This is a genomic window from Amphritea atlantica, assembly GCF_024347255.1.
Taxonomy (GTDB): Bacteria; Pseudomonadota; Gammaproteobacteria; order Pseudomonadales; family Balneatricaceae; genus Amphritea; species Amphritea atlantica.
The window spans coordinates 2,806,891-2,826,466 of sequence record NZ_AP025284.1 but is presented as its reverse complement, the minus strand read 5'-3'; the positions used below and the strand labels follow the sequence as shown (position 1 = coordinate 2,826,466).

At 50.3% G+C, this 19,576-nt stretch carries 18 protein-coding genes and 10 tRNA genes; 22 read left to right on the top strand and 6 right to left on the bottom strand.

Annotation, left to right across the window (positions count from 1 at the left end):
- Positions 1–150 precede the first annotated feature (150 nt).
- Entirely contained in the window at positions 151–1,035 is an 885-nt protein-coding gene (gene htpX, locus OCU43_RS13075; RefSeq protein WP_091355906.1) for a protease HtpX, read from the bottom strand.
- Between the two features lie 162 nt (positions 1,036–1,197).
- Here htpX and OCU43_RS13070 point away from each other — a divergent pair, with 162 nt between their 5' ends.
- The gene (locus OCU43_RS13070) at positions 1,198–2,118 is read left to right on the top strand and encodes a class I SAM-dependent methyltransferase (RefSeq protein ID WP_091355903.1); all 921 of its coding nucleotides are present in this window, start codon (positions 1,198–1,200) and stop codon (positions 2,116–2,118) included.
- Positions 2,119–2,160: 42 nt separating this feature from the next.
- A complete protein-coding gene (locus OCU43_RS13065; protein ID WP_091355900.1) occupies positions 2,161–2,637 on the top strand; it encodes a 3'-5' exonuclease family protein in 477 nt (158 codons plus the stop codon).
- 96 nt (positions 2,638–2,733) lie between these two features.
- Here OCU43_RS13065 and OCU43_RS13060 read toward each other — a convergent pair whose 3' ends face one another.
- From OCU43_RS13060 to OCU43_RS13050, 3 genes are all read right to left on the bottom strand, one after another.
- On the bottom strand, positions 2,734–3,558 hold the full coding sequence (locus OCU43_RS13060) for an HDOD domain-containing protein (protein ID WP_091355898.1): 825 nt from the start codon (positions 3,556–3,558) through the stop codon (positions 2,734–2,736).
- Between the two features lie 168 nt (positions 3,559–3,726).
- Positions 3,727–4,095 (bottom strand): hypothetical protein, encoded by a 369-nt coding sequence (locus tag OCU43_RS13055; RefSeq protein WP_091355896.1) that lies wholly within the window; start codon positions 4,093–4,095, stop codon positions 3,727–3,729.
- 225 nt (positions 4,096–4,320) lie between these two features.
- Entirely contained in the window at positions 4,321–5,538 is a 1,218-nt protein-coding gene (locus OCU43_RS13050; RefSeq protein ID WP_091355893.1) for a pyridoxal phosphate-dependent aminotransferase, read from the bottom strand.
- A gap of 163 nt (positions 5,539–5,701) precedes the next feature.
- On the opposite strand from OCU43_RS13050, the gene msrB reads away from it, so the two are divergent.
- Together msrB and OCU43_RS13040 are read left to right on the top strand one after the other, a co-directional pair.
- Positions 5,702–6,112 (top strand): peptide-methionine (R)-S-oxide reductase MsrB, encoded by a 411-nt coding sequence (gene msrB / locus OCU43_RS13045; protein WP_091355891.1) that lies wholly within the window; start codon positions 5,702–5,704, stop codon positions 6,110–6,112.
- A 3-nt stretch (positions 6,113–6,115) separates the two neighbouring features.
- On the top strand, positions 6,116–6,784 hold the full coding sequence (locus OCU43_RS13040; RefSeq protein ID WP_091355888.1) for a DNA-3-methyladenine glycosylase I: 669 nt from the start codon (positions 6,116–6,118) through the stop codon (positions 6,782–6,784).
- Positions 6,785–6,790: 6 nt separating this feature from the next.
- Here the strand turns inward: OCU43_RS13040 and OCU43_RS13035 are convergent, their stop codons facing one another.
- Positions 6,791–7,363, bottom strand: coding sequence for a YajG family lipoprotein (locus OCU43_RS13035; protein ID WP_091355886.1), 573 nt, complete (start codon positions 7,361–7,363; stop codon positions 6,791–6,793).
- A gap of 2 nt (positions 7,364–7,365) precedes the next feature.
- Positions 7,366–7,953 carry a SecY-interacting protein gene (gene syd, locus OCU43_RS13030; RefSeq protein ID WP_091355883.1) on the bottom strand — a complete coding sequence of 196 codons (588 nt, stop codon included), beginning with the start codon at positions 7,951–7,953 and terminating at the stop codon, positions 7,366–7,368.
- Between the two features lie 211 nt (positions 7,954–8,164).
- Between syd and OCU43_RS13025 the strand changes: the two genes are divergently transcribed.
- The 18 genes from OCU43_RS13025 (at position 8,165) to pepN (ending at position 19,567) form a co-directional block, all read left to right on the top strand.
- Positions 8,165–8,240: transfer RNA gene (locus OCU43_RS13025), tRNA-Val, on the top strand.
- Positions 8,241–8,357: 117 nt separating this feature from the next.
- A tRNA-Asp gene (locus OCU43_RS13020) sits at positions 8,358–8,434 on the top strand.
- A 187-nt stretch (positions 8,435–8,621) separates the two neighbouring features.
- Positions 8,622–8,697: transfer RNA gene (locus tag OCU43_RS13015), tRNA-Val, on the top strand.
- Between the two features lie 113 nt (positions 8,698–8,810).
- Positions 8,811–8,887, top strand: a tRNA-Asp gene (locus OCU43_RS13010).
- Between the two features lie 140 nt (positions 8,888–9,027).
- Positions 9,028–9,103: transfer RNA gene (locus tag OCU43_RS13005), tRNA-Val, on the top strand.
- A gap of 214 nt (positions 9,104–9,317) precedes the next feature.
- Positions 9,318–9,394: transfer RNA gene (locus OCU43_RS13000), tRNA-Asp, on the top strand.
- Between the two features lie 221 nt (positions 9,395–9,615).
- A tRNA-Val gene (locus OCU43_RS12995) sits at positions 9,616–9,691 on the top strand.
- A 113-nt stretch (positions 9,692–9,804) separates the two neighbouring features.
- Positions 9,805–9,881: transfer RNA gene (locus OCU43_RS12990), tRNA-Asp, on the top strand.
- 106 nt (positions 9,882–9,987) lie between these two features.
- A tRNA-Val gene (locus OCU43_RS12985) sits at positions 9,988–10,063 on the top strand.
- A 55-nt stretch (positions 10,064–10,118) separates the two neighbouring features.
- Positions 10,119–10,195, top strand: a tRNA-Asp gene (locus OCU43_RS12980).
- A 550-nt stretch (positions 10,196–10,745) separates the two neighbouring features.
- Entirely contained in the window at positions 10,746–11,654 is a 909-nt protein-coding gene (locus tag OCU43_RS12975; protein WP_175483461.1) for a sensor domain-containing diguanylate cyclase, read from the top strand.
- Between the two features lie 197 nt (positions 11,655–11,851).
- On the top strand, positions 11,852–12,790 hold the full coding sequence (locus OCU43_RS12970) for a 1-aminocyclopropane-1-carboxylate deaminase/D-cysteine desulfhydrase (RefSeq protein ID WP_091355877.1): 939 nt from the start codon (positions 11,852–11,854) through the stop codon (positions 12,788–12,790).
- A 129-nt stretch (positions 12,791–12,919) separates the two neighbouring features.
- Complete coding sequence (locus tag OCU43_RS12965; protein ID WP_091355875.1) at positions 12,920–13,801, top strand: NAD(+) kinase; 882 nt, start codon at positions 12,920–12,922, stop codon at positions 13,799–13,801.
- Between the two features lie 11 nt (positions 13,802–13,812).
- Positions 13,813–14,787: a metallophosphoesterase gene (locus OCU43_RS12960; protein ID WP_091355872.1), complete on the top strand. Its 975-nt coding sequence runs from the start codon at positions 13,813–13,815 to the stop codon at positions 14,785–14,787.
- Between the two features lie 27 nt (positions 14,788–14,814).
- Positions 14,815–15,651 (top strand): rhomboid family intramembrane serine protease, encoded by an 837-nt coding sequence (locus OCU43_RS12955; protein WP_091356252.1) that lies wholly within the window; start codon positions 14,815–14,817, stop codon positions 15,649–15,651.
- Between the two features lie 76 nt (positions 15,652–15,727).
- Positions 15,728–15,994: a YeaC family protein gene (locus tag OCU43_RS12950; RefSeq protein WP_091355870.1), complete on the top strand. Its 267-nt coding sequence runs from the start codon at positions 15,728–15,730 to the stop codon at positions 15,992–15,994.
- On the top strand, positions 15,994–16,821 hold the full coding sequence (locus OCU43_RS12945) for a DUF2797 domain-containing protein (protein WP_091355866.1): 828 nt from the start codon (positions 15,994–15,996) through the stop codon (positions 16,819–16,821). The genes OCU43_RS12950 and OCU43_RS12945 overlap by 1 nt, the downstream gene beginning before the upstream one ends.
- A gap of 100 nt (positions 16,822–16,921) precedes the next feature.
- Positions 16,922–19,567, top strand: coding sequence for an aminopeptidase N (gene pepN / locus OCU43_RS12940; protein WP_091355863.1), 2,646 nt, complete (start codon positions 16,922–16,924; stop codon positions 19,565–19,567).
- The last annotated feature ends 9 nt before the right edge of the window (positions 19,568–19,576 follow it).

Below are 19,576 nucleotides of genomic sequence, written 5' to 3'. Positions count from 1 at the left end.
AAAAGATGGTAAAAGGCATAAAGAATGCTAAAGAATCATTTAAGCTGGCAGGATGCCAGGGGCGCAGCAAGGGGGTGATGGTGGTGGTTGTGTTATGACAAAAAAACGCCCCATGTGGGGCGTATGGCAGGTGGTTTTTAGCTGAACGGGTTAGCGCTTTTGCAGGGCGGCAATACGGTCATCCAGGGGAGGGTGGGTTGCCAGTAACGCCATCAGCCCCCCTTTAAGATGGCTGCTGATACCAAATGCAGTGAGCGTTTCCGGCATCTGATCAGGCACATTATATTCGGCTTTCAGACGTTGCAGGGCTCCGATCATGGCATGCGGGCTGGCCAGCTGCGCTCCCATCTCATCCGCCCGGTACTCTCTTCGACGGCTGAACCAGGCAACAATGGTTGAGGCCAGGATGCCCAGCACTATTTCAGCGACAATTGTTGTAATGAAATAGCCAATGCCGTGACCCTGTTCATTTTTCAGGATTGCCCGGTCGACAAAATGACCGATGATGCGCGCAAAGAACATTACGAAAGTATTGACGACGCCCTGAATCAGGGTGAGGGTAACCATATCGCCATTGGCAACATGGCCTATCTCGTGTGCCAGAACGGCTCTGATCTCCTCCCGGCGAAAGCGCTGCAGCAATCCCAGACTGACGGCAACCAGAGCATCGTTTTTATTCCAGCCGGTGGCGAAAGCGTTGGCCTGTTGGGCTGGGAAGATACCCACTTCCGGCATGCCAATACCGGCCTGATCGGCCAGCTCTTTAACGGTGTCCAGCAGCCACTGTTCATCAGCACTGCGTGCCTGAGTGATCACTTCAGTTCCGGTGCTGTTTTTTGCCATGAACTTAGATAAAAACAGCGATACAAAAGAGCCCGCAAAACCAAACACGGCACAGAAGATCAGCAGATTACCCAGATCAAGATTGACACCGTTTGCCTGTAGCATTGATCCCACACCAAAGAAACTGAGGGTCACACTGGCAAGTGCTATGACTGCAATGTTGGTTAACAGGAAAAGACCGATTCGCATCATGATTCAGTTAGCTCTTATTAATTAAGTTGATGATATAGATATAGGCGAAGGGAAATAGTTTCAACCACTTTGCTGATTGGGAGGATAAATAACTGGCCCTGTCGTCTGTGCGTCTCTATAATCGCGACTTTTTTACGTAAAATGTACCTCGGCGGATCTCGGATGCAGGAAATTTTTGATTCTATCTCCACGCAGCTCGATCTGTCTGCGGGGGAGGTCAGGCGGTTGTTTCACGGCCGGGGTCGCTGTTACCCCGGATATGAGCAACTGGTCATCGATCTGTTGCCTCCGGTCGCGATAATCCGCTTATTCAGCGAGCATCCGGCTGAGTTGATTGAGACGCTGAATTGCTATTTTCAACAGTTGCAAAGTCCCTTTAAACCCGATGCGCTGGTGGTCCAGCACCGCTATCGACGGGAAAATAGTATCGAGGTACTGTGGAATACCGGGGATGAGGCGCTGGATCAGGGGTTGACGGTGACTGAGCTGGGGCTGAAGTATGTTGTGCAGCCATTAAAAAACCAGAACAGTGGTCTGTTTCTGGATATGCGTGAGGGGCGTCGCTGGGTTAAGCAAAACAGCCTGGGCAAGCGGGTTCTGAATCTGTTCTCCTATACCTGTGGTTTCTCGGTTGCGGCTATGGCCGGTGGAGCCGATGGCGTTATTAACCTGGATATGAGTCGTGGCGCACTCAGTAGCGGACGACAAAATCATTGTCTTAATCAGTTGTCTGTGGAGCGGGTGAAGTTTTTAGGCCATGACCTGTTTCGTTCCTGGGGTAAACTCAGGCGAGAGGGACCATACGATCTGGTGATTATTGATCCCCCAAGTTTTCAGCGAGGCAGTTTTGTTGCCACCGATGATTATCGAAAAGTACTGAGGCGTCTGCCTGATCTGACCGCTGATAAAGGTGAAGTGTTGTTGTGTCTTAACTACCCTCAATTGGGTAGTGACTTCCTTATGCAGCTGGTTAAGGATTGTTGTCCTGAGTTTAGTTTTTGTGAACGTATTGCAAATCCGGATGACTTTCCGGATCAGGATCCAGAGCAATCGCTGAAGGTTTTGTTATTTAAAAAAGACTGACTGAACAGTCTGAAAGTAAAGTGTGTTTAAAGCGGGAATGTTATGAATCTGATCTGCCTGGATCTGGAGGCGAGTGGTCTGGGGCCGGACTCCTATCCTATTGAAGTTGCCTGGAAAAGTACTGCTGATGAGAGCGATAGTTTTTTGATCAACCCGGATTCAGTTCCTGGCTGGACCTTCTGGGATGAGTTTGCCGAAGAGATACATAGTCTGTGTCGTACTGAGCTGCGTCAGCAAGGGGTGAGTGCTGAAACTGCCTGCAATCGACTGAATGCAGCATTGCAGGGGTGTGACGTTATTAGTGATGCCTGGGAATTTGATTATTTCTGGCTTAAGCGTCTGTTTGTTGCTGCGGGACAGAAAATGGCGTTTCGCTTAGTGGGATTGCGAGAATTGCTCAGCCCTGAAGAGATGATTCAGTATCAGTTTATCAGTAAGGCGCAGTTGCGCCAGCACCGGGCGATGAGTGATGTCGATCATATATTACAAGCGGTTCACAGTGTGCGGTTTCAGGAATAACGCTTCTGTCCTCAGCTGAGTCGCTTGTCAAAAGGCAACCATCGGGTTGCCTTTTTTGTGTGCCTGAAACACTGGCTACCGTTTTATCCCTGTTCCTTATATCAGCACCTCAAGGCCTGATTGCAACTGCATCGCGTCTTCTGAGATTGATGCGCTATGCGGGGGTAATCCCGCCAGCTCGGCTTCTGCGGCAGGGAACATCGCAATCACCTCTTCGGTGGTTAGCTTTTTACGCATGCAGGTGTTGATATAGCAGGCGATATTCACAATCGCACTCAAAGGAGTAGGGGGATCGGCGTCGAAAGGCTGTTTGTGGTAACGCACCGCTTCGCTCAGGCTGGCGGGGAACTGCCAGTAGCGCAACAGTGCTTCGCCGGCTTCTGCTGTGGTGAAGTTCAGCCTCACTCTCTCTGCTTCAGAGCGATCGCAGTCGGTTTCATCAACCAGTTTCTGTATTGCTTCGGCGAGTTTTGGTTTGGTCAGATGCAGCAGCAACCGGCCAATATTATGGATCAGACCCACAGTAAACGCAGTATCGGGATCCACAGCAGTGCTCTTTTCTGCCAGCCATTTAGCCAGTGCCGCCACCTGAAAGGATTCAGCCCAGAACTGCTTGATATCAAGACCTTCAACCTGTTTCACCGAGCCGGCAAAACCAGAGGCGATCACCATCGTTTTCAGCTGCGCCATGCCCAGCATGATGATAGCTTCATTGATTGACGTTACTTTTCGACTCAGGCCAAAGTGTGCCGAGTTAACCAGGCGCAGAAGCTTCAGCGACAGCGTCTGATCATGGATCACTTTTTCCGCGATAACGCCGTAATCGGCTTTGGGGTTGTTAAGTTGCAGAATTAGTTCGCGTACGACGTCGGGAACATTTGGCAGTTTATGGGTTTGTTGCAATAGCTCACTGACTTCCATAGCCTCATCCTCTTGAGTTCGGAATAACAGCAATTCTGTTATCTGACGAACTGAGTAACAATGCTTTCAGAATCAGGTGGAAGTTGTCATTTTGCAATAACAATGGATCTCACTATGGGAGGTGCCGATCCGGTAGAACTATTCCTGCTACCGAATCGGTTGGTGGGATCAGAGGTTGAGTACGTGTTTTTCGATATGGGAGCGAAGCTCTTCGTACTGTCCCATCTCTTCAGGCTTGAAGTAGAACTTGTAAAAGTTGCGTTCAACAACGCTGCCTTTGGCATCACCGATCTTCTCTTTTGTGCTGGAATAGCGATAAGCCATCTGTAGATGGATAACTCGGGTGTGTGGTGGCACGGTGATCTGGTGGTTTTCAAGATCGAAGCGGGTCTTGGTCTCTTTGATGGTGTAGAAAGAGATTTCTGCTGCATGACCCAGATTGATCAGAAAGTTACTGGTGACTGGCATGATATGGTTTTTTTCCATGCCGTTGTGTTCCATGTAGATACCGCAATTTTTCTTGATCTTAATAAACATACTGATTCCGCGAGAGTGAGTTATTGTTAAGGAGGATGCGACCAGTTCGTGCCTCTGGCTGTTCATTAACAACACAGAATCAATTAAACCTATTCAGATCTTCCTTCGCACTGGAAAGCTGTAACGCCGCCAGATTATATGTCTGTTTTATAACAGAAAGGTGACTAAGTATAGAGCCTGATTCAGAAATAAAAAAAGCGATCATCTGATCGCTTTTGAAAAGGGTTATTCCTGTGAGTAGTTTTTCAGAAACACCGCAATACGATCGATGGCTTCGCAGAGCTCATCTTCCCGTGGCAGGAATACCAGACGGAAGTGCTGGGTGTCCGGGACATTAAAACCACTGCCCTGAACAATCAGTACCTTCTGCTGCTGCAGCAGATCCAGCGCCAGCTTTTCATCGTTTTTAATCGGATAGATCTCCGGGTCAAGTCTGGCAAACAGGTAGAGGGCCCCCTGAGGTTTAACGCAGGAGACGCCGGGAATGTCGTTGAGCTTCTGCCAGGCAAGCTGACACTGATCGTGCAGGCGTCCACCGGGCACTGTCAGTTCGTTAATGCTCTGGTATCCCCCCAGCGCTGTCTGGATCGCATGCTGGGCTGGCACGTTAGCGCAGAGGCGCATACTGGCGAGCATCTCCAGACCTTCAATATAATCGCGGGCGTGATGCTTAGGGCCGGTCAGTACCATCCAGCCGGAGCGGAAGCCAGCGGCCCGGTAGGCCTTGGATAATCCGTTAAAGGTGATGCAGAGAACATCATCGCTCAGCGAGGCCATCGGGATATGCCGGGCGCCGTTGTAAGTTATCTTATCGTAGATCTCGTCCGCAAAAATGATCAGACCAAACTCTTCTGCCAGCGCAATAATCTGGCGTAAAACCGCTTCCGGGTAGACTGCCCCGGTGGGGTTGTTCGGGTTGATAACCACAATCCCTTTGGTGCGTTCGGTGATTTTGCTGCGGATATCATCAATGTCCGGAGTCCAGCCTTTCTCTTCATTGCAGAGGTAATGAACCGGATTACCGCCAGCGAGGCTGGCTGCGGCGGTCCAGAGTGGATAGTCGGGGGCTGGGATTAATAGCTCATCGTTATCGTTCAGCAGGCCCTGCGTCGCCATAACAATCAGTTCGCTGACGCCGTTGCCCAGATAAATATCTTCAATGGCGACATTACGGATACCGTTTTTCTGGCACTCCTGCATCACCGCTTTGCGGGCGGAAAACAGCCCTTTGGAATCACAATAGCCCTGTGCTGAAGGCAGGTTGTAAATAACGTCCTGAACAATCTCTTCCGGCGCATCAAAACCAAACGGGGCAGGGTTGCCGATATTCAGTTTTATAATGCGTTGGCCCTCTTCCTCAAGACGTTTGGCTTCCTGAAGGACGGGACCACGGATGTCATAGCAGACGTTGATCAGTTTATTTGATTTTCTGATAACGGACATGGATTAATCCTGTAGTGGTGTCCTGTAATATTCTATTATCAGTACGGGGCATATTGTTACTGTGTAACCGCTTACTGAAGGCCCGGAATAATACGCTGTTTCACAGAAGTTGCACAGTAACAGATCGATCTTTTTGTTTTACCTTTCTGTATCGGAGTTTCTTATGGCTGGTGATGATTTTAAAGTGAAAAAGACTGAATCTGAGTGGCGTGATCAACTGACGCCAGAGCAATATTATGTCTGTCGGCAGAAAGGTACTGAGCGGCCAGGCACTGGCGAGTATGATCAGTTTTTCAGGGATGGAAAGTATCATTGTATCGCCTGTGGGGAGCAGTTATTCAACAGTGATAATAAGTTTGATGCCGGATGTGGCTGGCCCAGTTTTGATGCCCCTGCCGTGGCTGAGAATATTACCGAAAACCAGGATACCTCGCACGGGATGATCCGCACCGAGGTGGTGTGTAGCAACTGTGGTGCGCATCTTGGGCATCTGTTTCCCGATGGGCCAACCGCCACCGGTATGCGTTACTGTATCAATTCAGTTGCTATCGATTTTCACTCAGAGGAGGACTGACTGGTGAAGTCTTTTAAATGGCTCTATGAGCATGTGGAGGCCCATAAAGCCGGCCAGGATGTTGAAGCGCTGCTGCCACAGGTCAAATCTGCCGAAGAGCTCAGGGCGATGGGGGATGACCGGTTGTTATCGCAAATCTGCCTGCGGGTCTTTCGTGCAGGGATCAAGCATTCGGTAGTTGATGCAAAGTGGCCAGCGTTTGAGCAGGCTTTCTATGGTTTTGATCCCGATAAGATTGTTTTGATGAGCGATGATCAGTTGGAGAACCTGATGCAGAATGATCAGATTATCCGACACTGGGGAAAGATTAAATCGGTGCGTACAAATGCGATGATGGTGACTGAGCTGGCGGCGCAACATGGCAGCTTTGCTAATTTTATTGCGGACTGGCCAGTGACCAATATTATCGGGTTATGGCAATTGCTGAAGAAGCAGGGGCAGCAGTTGGGAGGGAAGTCAGGCGCTTATTTTTTGCGTCAGATTGGAAAAGATACCTTTATTCTGACCGATGATGTTGTTGCGGCGCTTAAGGCTCAGGATATTATTGATAAAGCGCCCACAGCACAGCGGGATCTGCAAAAAGTGCAGGACTGTTTCAATCAGTGGCAGCAGGAGTCGGGCCGGCCGATGGCGCAGATCAGCCGGCTGTTGTCCTATACGGTAGGCTGGTGAGCGGTCTTACCGGGCCAGGAAATTGACTAGTTTGGTGTCATTAAATGCCCGGCTGATAGTCATCAGCAGGATTTCGTTGACCATTTTCTGATTATCCGCCAGAGAGGGAGTGGTTGCATACTGATACTCTTTCTCCGTGCTGTAATTTCCGCTCAGAAACTCACTGTTTTTCTCGGCAGTTACTTTAATGGTGGCGTTCAGTTTCACGGACTGTAGCGCGCTCTGAGTCGCATTGTATTCCAGGTGAGTCAGTTCCACTGTGAGTTTGGTATCGGCCGATGGTGCAGGTATGGCACCCAGCTTGACGATCGCCACCCGGGCTCCCTGCTTCAGCGCTTCAGAGGCCGGGACGGGGAGAGTCACCTCAGCCCGGTCGCTGAAGCGACTGATGCGGTAACCAATGACATCCGAGTTGCGCATATCTTTGCTCTGGACTTCGATCTGAAGGTTAGCAGGCAGAGTCGATTGGGCGGTTACCGTTGGGTGTAGGGGTTCAACTGATACCTGATGGGGCTTGAATGTACTGCACCCTGACAGCAGGAATATGCTGGTAAAGATCGTAATTATTACTTTGCGCATGGTTATTGCTCCATATCGGGGATCGGTTTGGGCGTTAGTTTTTCCAGAAAAGCTTCCAGCGAGTCAGCTAGTTTCATAATGGGTTGTTTGCCCGGTTGTTCCAGCCAGATCTCGCCGGTCTGGTTGTTGATAGATAAAAATTTTTCGCCATCAGGTTCGGTGCAGGCAAAAAACAGGGTAGCAGGTTGTTTCTGCTTCTGCTTAGTCAGCAAGTGGCCTATCAGGTTCCCGCGAAGACGCTCACAATCTTTTTCACTCCAGAGAAACAGCAGGCTCAGCTCGCCCCACTCAGAGGTTGCCGGGAGGGGATCAGACCAATAACGGCTATACCAGAGGCGAAGATCTTCATGGATGCTGTAGCCCAATGCCTGCTCCAGCCGGTCTAACATATCATGGCAGCTGTTGTCGCTCTGTGACTGAAGAACTGGCTTCCAGGGTGTTTGCTGGCCCGGCTCTGAGGGCTGCTGATGGCACTCAGAGGGCCATTCGGGGTCATAAATTGTTAATGGTAGCCGTCCAGTCTGACGGAGTTGCAGATTAATCGCTGCTGCTACAAATGAATCGATTTTTTCAATCAGAGGCTGGGGCATCTTGGTTTGGTCCGTTACAGCAATATTAGGCCTGTTACGCGGTAAGGCTTTTTATAGGTGTCGAGTGTAGCAGAGTCAGTGCGGGTTGGTGAAAAACATCAGGGTATATGGTTTCTGCCTTGCAGGGGGGAAGCAAATAGATGATGAAAATATTTTAAGATAAACGTTTGACATGCCAAGCAAAATCCTTACAATTCGGCTCTCGATTTGAGGGCGTGTAGCTCAGTTGGGAGAGCGTCGCCCTTACAAGGCGAATGTCGGGAGTTCGAGCCTCTCCACGCCCACCAGATCGAAGACGTGATGCGGGTTAATCCCGTCATGCGGAGTGGTAGTTCAGTTGGTTCGATTGCTGTCTTGCACATATGTGGGGATTGGTGGTCGCGGGTTCGAGTCCCGTACAATGCGGAGTGGTAGTTCAGTTGGTTAGAATACCTGCCTGTCACGCAGGGGGTCGCGGGTTCGAGTCCCGTCCATTCCGCCACTATTTTAGATGAACGGTTAGAATACCTGCCTGTCATCTTTCATGGTAACGGCTCGCGGTGTAAGTCATCCCGGTCCGCTACTATTTGAGATGAAGGGTTAGAATACCTGCCTGTCATCTTTGTGGAAAACTTCTTAAAGCCAAGAGTGCCTGGCCGGGAAGTAAAATGATAGGCCATCTGCTTAGTGGGCGTGTAGCTCAGTTGGGAGAGCGTCGCCCTTACAAGGCGAATGTCGGGAGTTCGAGCCTCTCCACGCCCACCACTAAGCTGCAGCGTAAGTTGCAAACCACTGCGGAGTGGTAGTTCAGTTGGTTCGATTGCTGTCTGTCACATATGTGGGGGTTGGTGGTCGCGGGTTCGAGTCCCGTACAATGCGGAGTGGTAGTTCAGTTGGTTAGAATACCTGCCTGTCACGCAGGGGGTCGCGGGTTCGAGTCCCGTCCATTCCGCCACTATTACAGATGAAAGGTTAGAATATCTGCCTGTCATCTATCGTGGTAACGGATCGCAGGTTTAAGTCTTGTTGATTCTGCCACTTCTTAAAGCCAAAAGTGCCTGGCTGAGAAGTAAAGCGATAAGCCATCTGCTTAGTGGGCGTGTAGCTCAGTTGGGAGAGCGTCGCCCTTACAAGGCGAATGTCGGGAGTTCGAGCCTCTCCACGCCCACCACTAAGCTGGAGCGAAAGCTTCAATCCTGAGTATTTGTCTTGGGATAAACCACTGCGGAGTGGTAGTTCAGTTGGTTCGATTGCTGTCTGTCACATATGTGGGGGTTGGTGGTCGCGGGTTCGAGTCCCGTACAATGCGGTAGTTTAGTTGGTTCGATTGCTGTCTGTCACATATGTGGGGATTGGTGGTCGCGGGTTCGAGTCCCGTACAATGCGGAGTGGTAGTTCAGTTGGTTAGAATACCTGCCTGTCACGCAGGGGGTCGCGGGTTCGAGTCCCGTCCATTCCGCCACTATTTTAGATGAACGGTTAGAATACCTGCCTGTCATCTTTCATGGTAACGGCTCGCGGTGTAAGTCATCCCGGTCCGCTACTATTTCAGATGAAGCGTTAGAATACCTGCCTGTCATCTATCGTGGTAACGGATCGCAGGTTTAAGTCTTGTTGATTCTGCCGCTTCTTAAAGCCAAAAGTGCCTGGCCGGGAAGTAAAATGATAGGCCATCTGCTTAGTGGGCGTGTAGCTCAGTTGGGAGAGCGTCGCCCTTACAAGGCGAATGTCGGGAGTTCGAGCCTCTCCACGCCCACCACTAAGCTGCAGCGTTAGTTGCAAACCACTGCGGAGTGGTAGTTCAGTTGGTTCGATTGCTGTCTGTCACATATGTGGGGGTTGGTGGTCGCGGGTTCGAGTCCCGTACAATGCGGAGTGGTAGTTCAGTTGGTTAGAATACCTGCCTGTCACGCAGGGGGTCGCGGGTTCGAGTCCCGTCCATTCCGCCACTATTTCAGATGAAGGGTTAGAATACCTGCCTGTCATCTTTGTGGAAAACTTCTTAACGCCAAAAGTGCCTGGCCGGGAAGTAAAATGATAAGCCATCTGCTTAGTGGGCGTGTAGCTCAGTTGGGAGAGCGTCGCCCTTACAAGGCGAATGTCGGGAGTTCGAGCCTCTCCACGCCCACCACTAAGCTGGAGAAAAAGCTTCAATCCTGAGTATTTGTCTTGGGATAAACCACTGCGGAGTGGTAGTTCAGTTGGTTAGAATACCTGCCTGTCACGCAGGGGGTCGCGGGTTCGAGTCCCGTCCATTCCGCCACTATTTCAGATGAACAGTTAGAATACCTGCCTGTCATCTTTCGCGATAACGGGTCGTGGGTTCGAGTCCCGTCCATTCCGCCACTATTTCAGATGAACAGTTAGAATACCTGCCTGTCATCTTTCGCGATAACGGGTCGTGGGTTCGAGTTCCGTCCATTCCGCCACTATTTCAGATGAACAGTTAGAATACCTGCCTGTCATCTTTCGCGATAACGGGTCGTGGGTTTGAGTCCCGTCCATTCCGCCACTTCCTCTTTTAATCTTCAGAATTAATGTCTGCCTGTTCTTATCGCTGTATCTCTTTGTCGCGCTTGAGTTGCTTGGCTTTTCTATCTCTTTTTTGTTTTATTTTAATCTCTATCCAGCTGAATTTTATGGGCTTCAGTTTTTCTGTATGTGTAGTGTATCTGTCATTTTGAGTAATGAGTGTGGGCTCTTGGCAGACATCCGTGATATAAATGCCAGTCATTTTTATCCTTTGCCTTATTGTCTATAGTGAAATCATCAGTTGGGCGTTGGATTATCCTAGTGGCTGTGGGCCTAATCAGATGCATTTGAATATTAATCAGGCGGACTTGATCTCAATCTGTCCTGATCCGGTTATTGCAATCAATCGTCGCGGAGTGATATCCGTGTTTAATACGTCAGCAGAAAATTTGCTGGGGTATTCGGCTGATCAGGTAATTGGCGATATGAATATTCGTCAGATATATCCCAGTGATGCTGAAGCAAGGAAGATTATGCGGCTGATGATGGATGAGTCGTTTTGTGGGCCAGGGCGGGTAGAGGGGTATGAAACCTATGTACTCAACAGCAGTCGGGAAAAGGTTCCTATTCGTTTGTCAGCAGCAATGCTGATGAAGCAGGGGGAGTATCGTGGGAGTGTTGGTTTTTTTCATGATATGACGCGGCAGAAAGCACTGGAAACCACATTGCTGAAACAGTCGATTACCGATGACCTGAGTGGCCTGTATAATCAGCGTCACTTTTATGTCCAGGTTGCCAGTGAGATGATGCGTGTTAAACGCTATGGCGGTGAGTTGAGCCTTGTGTGCATTGATCTGGATGGCTTCAAACAGGTAAACGATAAGCTGGGGCATCTTGAGGGTGATCAGATTGTACGTCTGATTGGTCGGGTGTTGCGGGATGGGCTAAGGGATTCCGATCAGGCTTTTCGCTATGGTGGGGATGAATTTATGCTGTTGTTGCCGAATACTGCCCAGGCTGATGCCTGTCAGTTGGCGGACAGGGTGCGGCAGCTGTTTAATCTGGAATGCAACTATTCTCCCAGTTCACATCATAATCAGGCTGTTACTGTGTCCATGAGTCTGGGCGTGGCATCCTGTAGTGGCGCTGAGCCGGTCGATTTTTTTGTTCAGAGGGCTGATATGGCGATGTACAGCGCAAAACAGGCGGGCGGTGACTGTGTAAGGCAGTTTTCTACCGGCAATAGCTGAATCTCATTTTTCAGCTGCAGTGATGGGTTAAATTACATCTCCTCGCCGTCATCGTACTCGTTATCGTCTTCAAACTCTTCGTTTAGTCTTTCCAGTAGCAGCTCTTCTGTGTACTCTTCCATTTTATTCCCCTCTGTTTATGGCAGCTATCCTATTCTGTCTTCATGATAGAGATGTGACAGGTTTTTTAACGCTTTATGAAAACGCTCCCAGTCGTCTTGCCACAACAGCCCGAAATCCCTGTTGAAAAAGTGTTGTTGCCAGAGTTTGAGCAGGCTGGGGTTCGGCTCGACCTGTTGCGTCTGGATCTTATTCATCCGTTGATCAGTGGTAACAAGTGGTTCAAGTTAAAATATGCTCTTGAAGCGGTGCAGGCTTCTGACTGTCACCGGGTGCTTAGCTTTGGCGGTGCCTGGTCAAACCATCTGCATGCTCTCGCCTATGCGGGTTATAAGTTGGGTATTGAAACGATCGGGGTTATTCGTGGAGAGCGTCCCCCTCAGCTATCCGCAACACTGATGGATGCTGCTGACTGGGGGATGACACTGGAATTTGTCTCCAGAAATCAGTATCGCAATAAATATGATGAGCAGTTTATTGCGGCGCTACAGCATACCTATGGTGAGTTTCACTGTTTGCCAGAAGGCGGTTCGGGTGAATGGGTGGTGGCGGGTTGTCGCGAGATTATCTCTCTGTTTAAGGCGACTGATTATCAACTGATCTGTTGTGCTTGTGGCACGGGTGGTACGTTGGCGGGTTTGATCGCTGATAAGCCGGAGGGGGTCGATCTGCTAGGCGTGCCGGTTCTGAAGGGGGCGGAGTTTCTCTATCACGATATCAGGCAGATACTTGCCCGGGCTGAAGAGAGGGACCCGGGCGGGTGGTTGTTGGATCTGAGTTGTCATGAGGGCGGCTATGCCCGGGTTTCCGTTGAGCTGGTTGATGCGCTGCGACATTTTCGGGAATACAGTGGGATTGAGCTTGAACCGGTTTACAGTGGTAAAGCCTTCCTGGCTCTGCAGCGGAAGCTGGCGCGGGGTGAGTTGCCTCCGGGGAGCCGGGTTATGCTGATCCATACAGGCGGAATGCAGGGGTTGAGAGGCATGCAGGATCGCCTGAGCAAAACGTTACGTTAATGGTTCTGGACGTTATCCCATATCAAAAGCGTATGATCGGCAGGTAAACTATTAAAAAATGAGTATAATCTTTAAAAACAATTGGATAGGTGTGGTTGCGGTGTAACCATCAGTTTCAGTGGAGTGGTAATGGATAACTTTCGTAATATTGGTTTGATCGGGCGTCTGGGTAGCACCAAGGTTATTGATACCCTGAAACATCTGATCCGCTTTCTGGACGAGCAGGGGCTGACGCCTATTCTCGATGATAAAATTGCCGCGGTGATGCCGGGTCATGGCCAGCAAACCAGCTCGTCCCGTTTGATGGGGGAGATATGTGATCTGGTTATCGTTGTTGGCGGCGATGGTAGCTTGCTTGGGGCAGCCAGAAATCTGGCGCAGTCGAATGTGCCGGTTTTGGGGGTAAACCGGGGGAATCTTGGTTTCCTGACAGATATTTCACCGGCAGAGATCGAAGAGAAAGTCGGTGAGGTATTAAATGGGCATTACACCGTGGACCGCCGCTTTCTGATCGATGTTCTGGTGAAGCGCAATGGCGAGCCAATCGGAGAGTCAACCGGCTTGAATGATTGTGTCTTGCACCCGGGTAAATCTGCCCGAATGATTCAGTTTGAGCTCTACATTGAAGGCCAGTTTGTCTATACCCAGCGTTCTGATGGATTGATTGTAGCCACGCCGACAGGCTCTACCGCTTATGCGCTGTCAGGCGGTGGCCCGATTATGCATCCACGTCTTGATGCTTTGGTACTGGTACCTATGTTTCCCCATACGCTGTCCAGTCGACCGATTGTGGTAGATGGCAATAGTGAGCTTAAATTGGTTATCAGTGGCAACAATGAGACCTATCCGACGGTGAGTTGTGATGGCCAGAAACATATAAACTGCGCCCCGGGGGATACGATTACTATTCATAAGAAACCGCACAAACTGAAACTGCTGCATCCTTTGAGTCATAACTTCTATCAGACCTGTCGGGAAAAACTTGGCTGGGCTACGAAGTTAGGAGAATAACCGGGGTGCCTATGGGGAGTGCTTACCAGGGGTATGACCTGATTGGGGATGTGCATGGCTGTGCGCTATCTCTGCAACTGCTGTTGCAGAAGCTGGGGTATAGTAAACAGGCGGGGGTCTATCAGCATCCAAAACGTCAGGCTATTTTTCTGGGTGATATTGTTGACCGGGGGCCGCGTATCCGCGAGGCACTGCATATAGTCCGCGATATGGTGGATGCCGGACATGCCCAGATTGTCATGGGAAATCATGAGTTTAATTACCTTTCCTATCTGACGCCGGGGTTGCCGGGGTCGGGTATGGAGTATCTCAGAACGCATAACCGGCGACATCTGCGTATTCTTAATGAGACGCTCGAGCAGTTTGCAAACTACCCTCAGGAGCAGAAGGCGTTTCTGCAGTGGATCAAGGAGATGCCCCTGTTTCTTGAACAGCAGCAGTTCCGGGTAGTCCATGCCTGCTGGTCTCAGCAGCACATAGACCAGTTTTTACTCACACAGGGGGGGAATCAGATCGATGATGATTATCTGCACCGTTCTGCTTATCACGGTACCCTTGAGTGGGAAACGATGGATCGATTGTTGCGTGGTACCCACCTGAAGCTGCCCAACGATGAAGTCATGGTGAGTAAAGATGGTTATAAGCGCCGTTTTTTTCGCACCAAATTCTGGTCAGAGAGACCGCAGTATTATATTGATGTGGTGTTCCAGCCCGACCCGTTACCTGAGCATGTGGCGCGTATGCGTCTGACACAGCAGGATTATGATGATCTGCTGTACTACAGTACCAATGAACCGTTGCTGTTTGTCGGGCACTACTGGTGTGATGGCGAGCCCAGGCCAGTGGCTCCGAATGTTGCCTGTATTGACTACAGTGCTGTTAAATTTGGTAAATTGGTGGCTTACCGGCTCGATCAGGAAACAGAGATCAATCCGAACAAGTTTATCTGGGTTGATGTATTGAAGGAGATCAGCGATGAATCATGAATGCCATTCGCGGGTTATTGTGATCGTATGAATGAAGTGTTTCGGGTTCCTCTGGATCAGGATCTGTCCGGTTTCACCGCCATACTCTGGCAGCATAAGATTCCTCACCGGGTGCTGGAACAGGGACAGGAGCAGTTGCTGTTAGTGCCCTACAATGTCAATGGAGAGCAGATAGCTCAGCTGTATCAGATGTGGCAGCAAGGCGCAGATCTTTCCGGGTTGCGGGTGCAGCAGACAGGTCAGGGTGGTCTGCAGACGGTTTTTAAAGCCTGGCTGACGCTGGCGCTGATCGCCGTGAGTATCATCATTACACTGATTGTTTCGCTGGGCGATAATATTCAGATGATGGGCTGGTTTACCATTGTTGAATTTTCTGTACAGGGGAATAAGGTCTACTACTCAGATCTGCTGACATCGGTTGCTGGTGGTCAGATATGGCGATTGTTTACACCTGCTTTTATGCATTTTAATCTGCCCCATATCATCTTTAACCTGCTTTGGGTGTGGGTTGTTGGCAGGCGGATTGAGAGCTATCTTGGCTGGCCCGTACTGCTGGGGCTGTTTCTGTTTTCTGCGTTGGCATCTAATGTTGCCCAGTTCTGGGTCAGTGGTCCGATGTTTGGTGGAATGTCTGGCTTCGTTTTTGCTCTGCTGGGTTTTGCCTGGCTTTGGGATCGGCTCAGGCCCGCGCAGATGATCGGTATGCCGCCAGCGCTGATGGGGTTTATGATGTTCTGGCTGGTATTGGGTTTTACCGGCGCACTGGAAACGCTGGGGCTTGGTTCTATCGCCAATACTGCACATCTGGCTGGGCTTATAGCGGGGCTGGTGGTGGTCCCTGTGGTGAGAGTGTTCAAACGATAAAAACTCTGGACGATCAGCAGCATCGAATTGCCGCCGAACCCTGTGATAATATATCAGCCACTTTGGAGGCTAATGAATGAACTTTAAAAAGATGATTGAGGCGATGACGCCTGAGGTGTATCAGAGTCTGAAGCGGGCTGTTGAGTTGGGCAAATGGCCGAATGGTGAGCGGTTGACCGAAGAGCAGCGAGAGACCAGTCTGCGGGCTGTGATTGCCTATGATGAGACCAAGCTACCTGCCCATGAGCGTACCGGGTTTATCGACCGGACGAAGAAAGATGGCAGTCAGCACGGTTCCGATCCACTGGAGCCCCAGGTTCTGAAAATTTTGAACGATAACTGATGGAGGTTATCGCTCAGGGGGCGCTGGTTAAAATGCCAGCGAAGATCGCCCCTCAGATATGTTATCAGCTTAAGCTGGGAGATCATCTGATCGACCTGAACAGCTATCTTGGACAGCCTGTAAAACTCTGCTTTCTGGGACAGATCAACTGTACCCACTGCGGTCGCAAGACCAGTAAAAGTTTTGCCCAGGGATATTGTTACCCCTGTTTTAAAAAACTTCCCCAGTGTGATCTTTGTATTATGAGCCCCGAAAAGTGTCATTATGAACAGGGGACCTGCAGAGACCCGTCCTGGGGTGAGCAGTTCTGTTTTCAGAGCCACTATGTTTATCTGGCTAACTCTTCCGGGGTTAAGGTGGGAATAACCCGGGGCACCCAGATTCCAACCCGCTGGATTGATCAGGGGGCGATTCAGGCACTGCCGGTTCTGCGAGTGGATACCCGTTTTCAGTCTGGCCTTGCGGAACAGATTTTTGCCGCCCATGTTACCGATAAAACCAACTGGCGGGCTATGCTTAAAGGGCAGGTAGATCGCCTGGACCTGCAGGCGGAGCGTGATCGGCTGATGACGCTGTGTCAGGAAGAACTGACATTGTTAGAAAATCGCTTTGGGTTACAGGCAATTCAGCGTCTGCCCGAGGCGGAAGTGGTGGAGCTGGATTATCCGGTGCTCAATTTTCCGGCTAAAGTGACGAGTCTGAGCTTCGATAAAACCCCGGTAGTTGAGGGGGTTTTACAGGGAATCAAAGGGCAGTATCTGATTCTCGATACCGGAGTTATCAATCTCAGAAAATTTACCGCTTATCAGGTTGAGTTCAGCGCCTGAGATGTGTGAAACCTTTGAACCGTTATCACCGCCTGAGTAACAAGGCGATTCGAAGGTTTGTTTATTGTTAATTGTTTGAATGTTATTGCAGGGTGAATGAATGAACCAGTCAGCTACAGAGCAGCCGAGTGTTATCTATTTAAAAGATTATGAGGTTCCTGCATTTCGGGTGGAGCAAACTGAGTTGCGCTTTGAACTGGAAGAGGAGCAAACACTGGTTCGCTCGCAGGTTCGATATGTCCGCAACCCTGACTCCGCTAACCGCCAGCATCCTCTGGTGCTGGATGGACATGAGACTCTCGAGTTACAACGGTTGAGTATCGATGGTGAAGTGCTCAGCGACAAGGATTATCGCCGCTCAGGCGAACAGCTGCTGATCCCGAATCTGCCGGACCACTTTACCCTTGAATGTATTACCCGCATCGAGCCGCAAAATAATACCGCCCTTGAGGGACTGTACAAATCGGATGGCATGTTTTGCACTCAGTGTGAGGCAGAAGGTTTCAGGCGTATTACTTTCTATCAGGACCGGCCCGATGTCATGGCGCTGTTTGAAACCACGATTGTGGCGGATAAGCTGCGTTATCCGGTGCTGCTGTCAAACGGCAATATGGTTGATGCCGGTGAAGAGGACGATGGCAGACACTGGGTTAAATGGCAGGATCCATTTCCGAAACCCGCTTATCTTTTTGCCCTTGTCGGGGGGGATCTCCAGTTTATCGAGGATCGCTATACCACCAGTTCAGGGCGTCATGTGGTCTTGAAAATCTTTGCCGAAGCGAAAGATCTGGATAAGCTCGAATACGCCATGAACTCTCTTAAACACTCCATGCGATGGGATGAACAGGTCTACGGACGAGAGTACGATCTGGATATCTTTATGATCGTCGCCGTTGATTTTTTCAACATGGGGGCGATGGAGAATAAAGGGCTGAATATCTTCAATACCTCCTGTGTGCTGGCGCATCCGGAAACTACTGTTGATGCTGGCTTTCAACGGGTTGAAGGGGTTGTCGCCCATGAGTATTTCCACAACTGGTCCGGTAACCGGGTTACTTGCAGAGACTGGTTTCAGCTGAGTCTGAAAGAGGGTTTTACGGTGTTTCGTGATTCGCAGTTTTCAGCGGATATGAACTCAGCTACTGTAAAACGAATTGAAGATGTTACCCTGCTGCGTACGGCGCAGTTTGCTGAGGATGCCGGCCCTATGGCGCATCCGGTACGGCCCGCCTCTTTTATTGAGATCTCGAACTTCTATACGCTGACGGTGTATGAGAAAGGCTGTGAAGTGGTGCGAATGCTGCACACACTGTTAGGCGCGCAAACCTTTCGCAAAGGCTCCGATCTCTACTTTGATCGCCACGATGGTCAGGCGGTGACCACCGATGACTTTGTCCAGGCGATGGCCGATGTCTCGGGCCGTGATATGAGTCGCTTTAAACTCTGGTACAGTCAGTCAGGTACGCCACAGGTGTCCGTGACCGGTGAATATGATGCGCAGAACCAGCGCTATACCCTGCATATGCATCAGCGTTGCCCGGCAACACCGGATATGGCGACAAAACAGCCGTTTTTGATCCCTGTTGCGGTGGGCTTGCTCGACCCTCAGGGGGCGGATATCCCGCTGCAGGGTGGCGAAACCACCGAGGTGCTGGAGCTGATCGCCACAGAGCAGAGCTTTGTCTTTGAGAATATTCCGGTAGAGCCAATCCCCTCATTGTTGCGCGGATTCTCGGCGCCGGTGAAACTGAAGTTTCCCTACAGTCGTGAGCAACTTGTGTTTCTGATGCAGCACGACAGCGATGGTTTTAATCGCTGGGATGCCGCACAGCAGCTGGCTGTTGGTATTATGAGTGAGTTGATTGCTGATCATCAGCAGGGACGGGAGCTGATACTGGATCAGGCCCTGGTTGATGCCTATCAGCAGGTGCTGAGTGATACCGAGCTGGATAAGGCGATGGTTGCTAAAGTGCTGACACTGCCTTCTGAAGCCTATCTGAGCGAACTCGCTGAGGTGATCGATGTTGATGGGATCTATCGGGTGCGTCGCTTTGTCAGGGATTCAATCGCTAATCAGCTCGAAACGCTGTTCCTCAGGATTTATCAGGATAACAACAGCGCTGAACCCTACAGTCCTGATGCGGCTTCTGTGGCTCGCCGAAGCCTGAAGAATCTTGCGCTGGCCTACCTGATGGCCACCGAGAAGCAGGAATACCTGCAGCTGGCGCTGCAGCAGTATCGTCAGGCAGATAATATGACTGACAGCCAGGCGGCACTGACACTGATTGTACATTCGGGATTTGCACAGCAGGCCAGTGAGGTGTTGGACGATTTCTATCAGCGCTGGCAGAATGAATCGCTGGTAGTGAATCAGTGGCTTGCAGTGCAGGCCAGTGATCCTAAAGAGGGGGCGTTGGCGCGGGTACAGGCTTTACAACAACATCCGGCGTACGATGGCGCCAATCCGAATAAGATCCGTTCACTGATATCGATCTTCTGTGCGCAGAATATGCTTAACTTTCATAATACTGATGGTAGTGGCTACCGTTTTCTGGCGGATCAGATTATTGTATTAAACAAACAGAATCCTCAGATCGCTTCGCGATTGCTGACACCACTCACGCGCTGGAAGCGTTATCCGCAGGAGCGCAGTGCATTGATGAAAGCTGAATTGGAACGGATCAGAAACAGTGGTGATCTTTCCCGGGATGTATTTGAAGTTTTGAGTAAAAGTCTGGTTGGCTAAGCCAGGTCT

What these genes read in the sequence shown, in the direction of transcription:
- pepN (WP_091355863.1), top strand. Translation starts at nt 16,922, where the DNA reads ATGAACCAGTCAGCTACAGAGCAGCCGAGTGTTATCTATTTAAAAGAT.
- msrB (WP_091355891.1), top strand. Translation starts at nt 5,702, where the DNA reads ATGGCTGGTGATGATTTTAAAGTGAAAAAGACTGAATCTGAGTGGCGT.
- OCU43_RS13070 (WP_091355903.1), top strand. Translation starts at nt 1,198, where the DNA reads ATGCAGGAAATTTTTGATTCTATCTCCACGCAGCTCGATCTGTCTGCG.
- OCU43_RS13050 (WP_091355893.1), bottom strand. Translation starts at nt 5,538, where the DNA reads ATGTCCGTTATCAGAAAATCAAATAAACTGATCAACGTCTGCTATGAC.
- OCU43_RS13055 (WP_091355896.1), bottom strand. Translation starts at nt 4,095, where the DNA reads ATGTTTATTAAGATCAAGAAAAATTGCGGTATCTACATGGAACACAAC.
- OCU43_RS13060 (WP_091355898.1), bottom strand. Translation starts at nt 3,558, where the DNA reads ATGGAAGTCAGTGAGCTATTGCAACAAACCCATAAACTGCCAAATGTT.
- OCU43_RS12970 (WP_091355877.1), top strand. Translation starts at nt 11,852, where the DNA reads ATGAAAACGCTCCCAGTCGTCTTGCCACAACAGCCCGAAATCCCTGTT.
- OCU43_RS12955 (WP_091356252.1), top strand. Translation starts at nt 14,815, where the DNA reads ATGAATGAAGTGTTTCGGGTTCCTCTGGATCAGGATCTGTCCGGTTTC.
- OCU43_RS13035 (WP_091355886.1), bottom strand. Translation starts at nt 7,363, where the DNA reads ATGCGCAAAGTAATAATTACGATCTTTACCAGCATATTCCTGCTGTCA.
- OCU43_RS13065 (WP_091355900.1), top strand. Translation starts at nt 2,161, where the DNA reads ATGAATCTGATCTGCCTGGATCTGGAGGCGAGTGGTCTGGGGCCGGAC.
- OCU43_RS12965 (WP_091355875.1), top strand. Translation starts at nt 12,920, where the DNA reads ATGGATAACTTTCGTAATATTGGTTTGATCGGGCGTCTGGGTAGCACC.
- OCU43_RS12960 (WP_091355872.1), top strand. Translation starts at nt 13,813, where the DNA reads ATGGGGAGTGCTTACCAGGGGTATGACCTGATTGGGGATGTGCATGGC.
- htpX (WP_091355906.1), bottom strand. Translation starts at nt 1,035, where the DNA reads ATGATGCGAATCGGTCTTTTCCTGTTAACCAACATTGCAGTCATAGCA.
- OCU43_RS12950 (WP_091355870.1), top strand. Translation starts at nt 15,728, where the DNA reads ATGAACTTTAAAAAGATGATTGAGGCGATGACGCCTGAGGTGTATCAG.
- OCU43_RS12975 (WP_175483461.1), top strand. Translation starts at nt 10,746, where the DNA reads ATGCATTTGAATATTAATCAGGCGGACTTGATCTCAATCTGTCCTGAT.
- OCU43_RS12945 (WP_091355866.1), top strand. Translation starts at nt 15,994, where the DNA reads ATGGAGGTTATCGCTCAGGGGGCGCTGGTTAAAATGCCAGCGAAGATC.
- syd (WP_091355883.1), bottom strand. Translation starts at nt 7,953, where the DNA reads ATGCCCCAGCCTCTGATTGAAAAAATCGATTCATTTGTAGCAGCAGCG.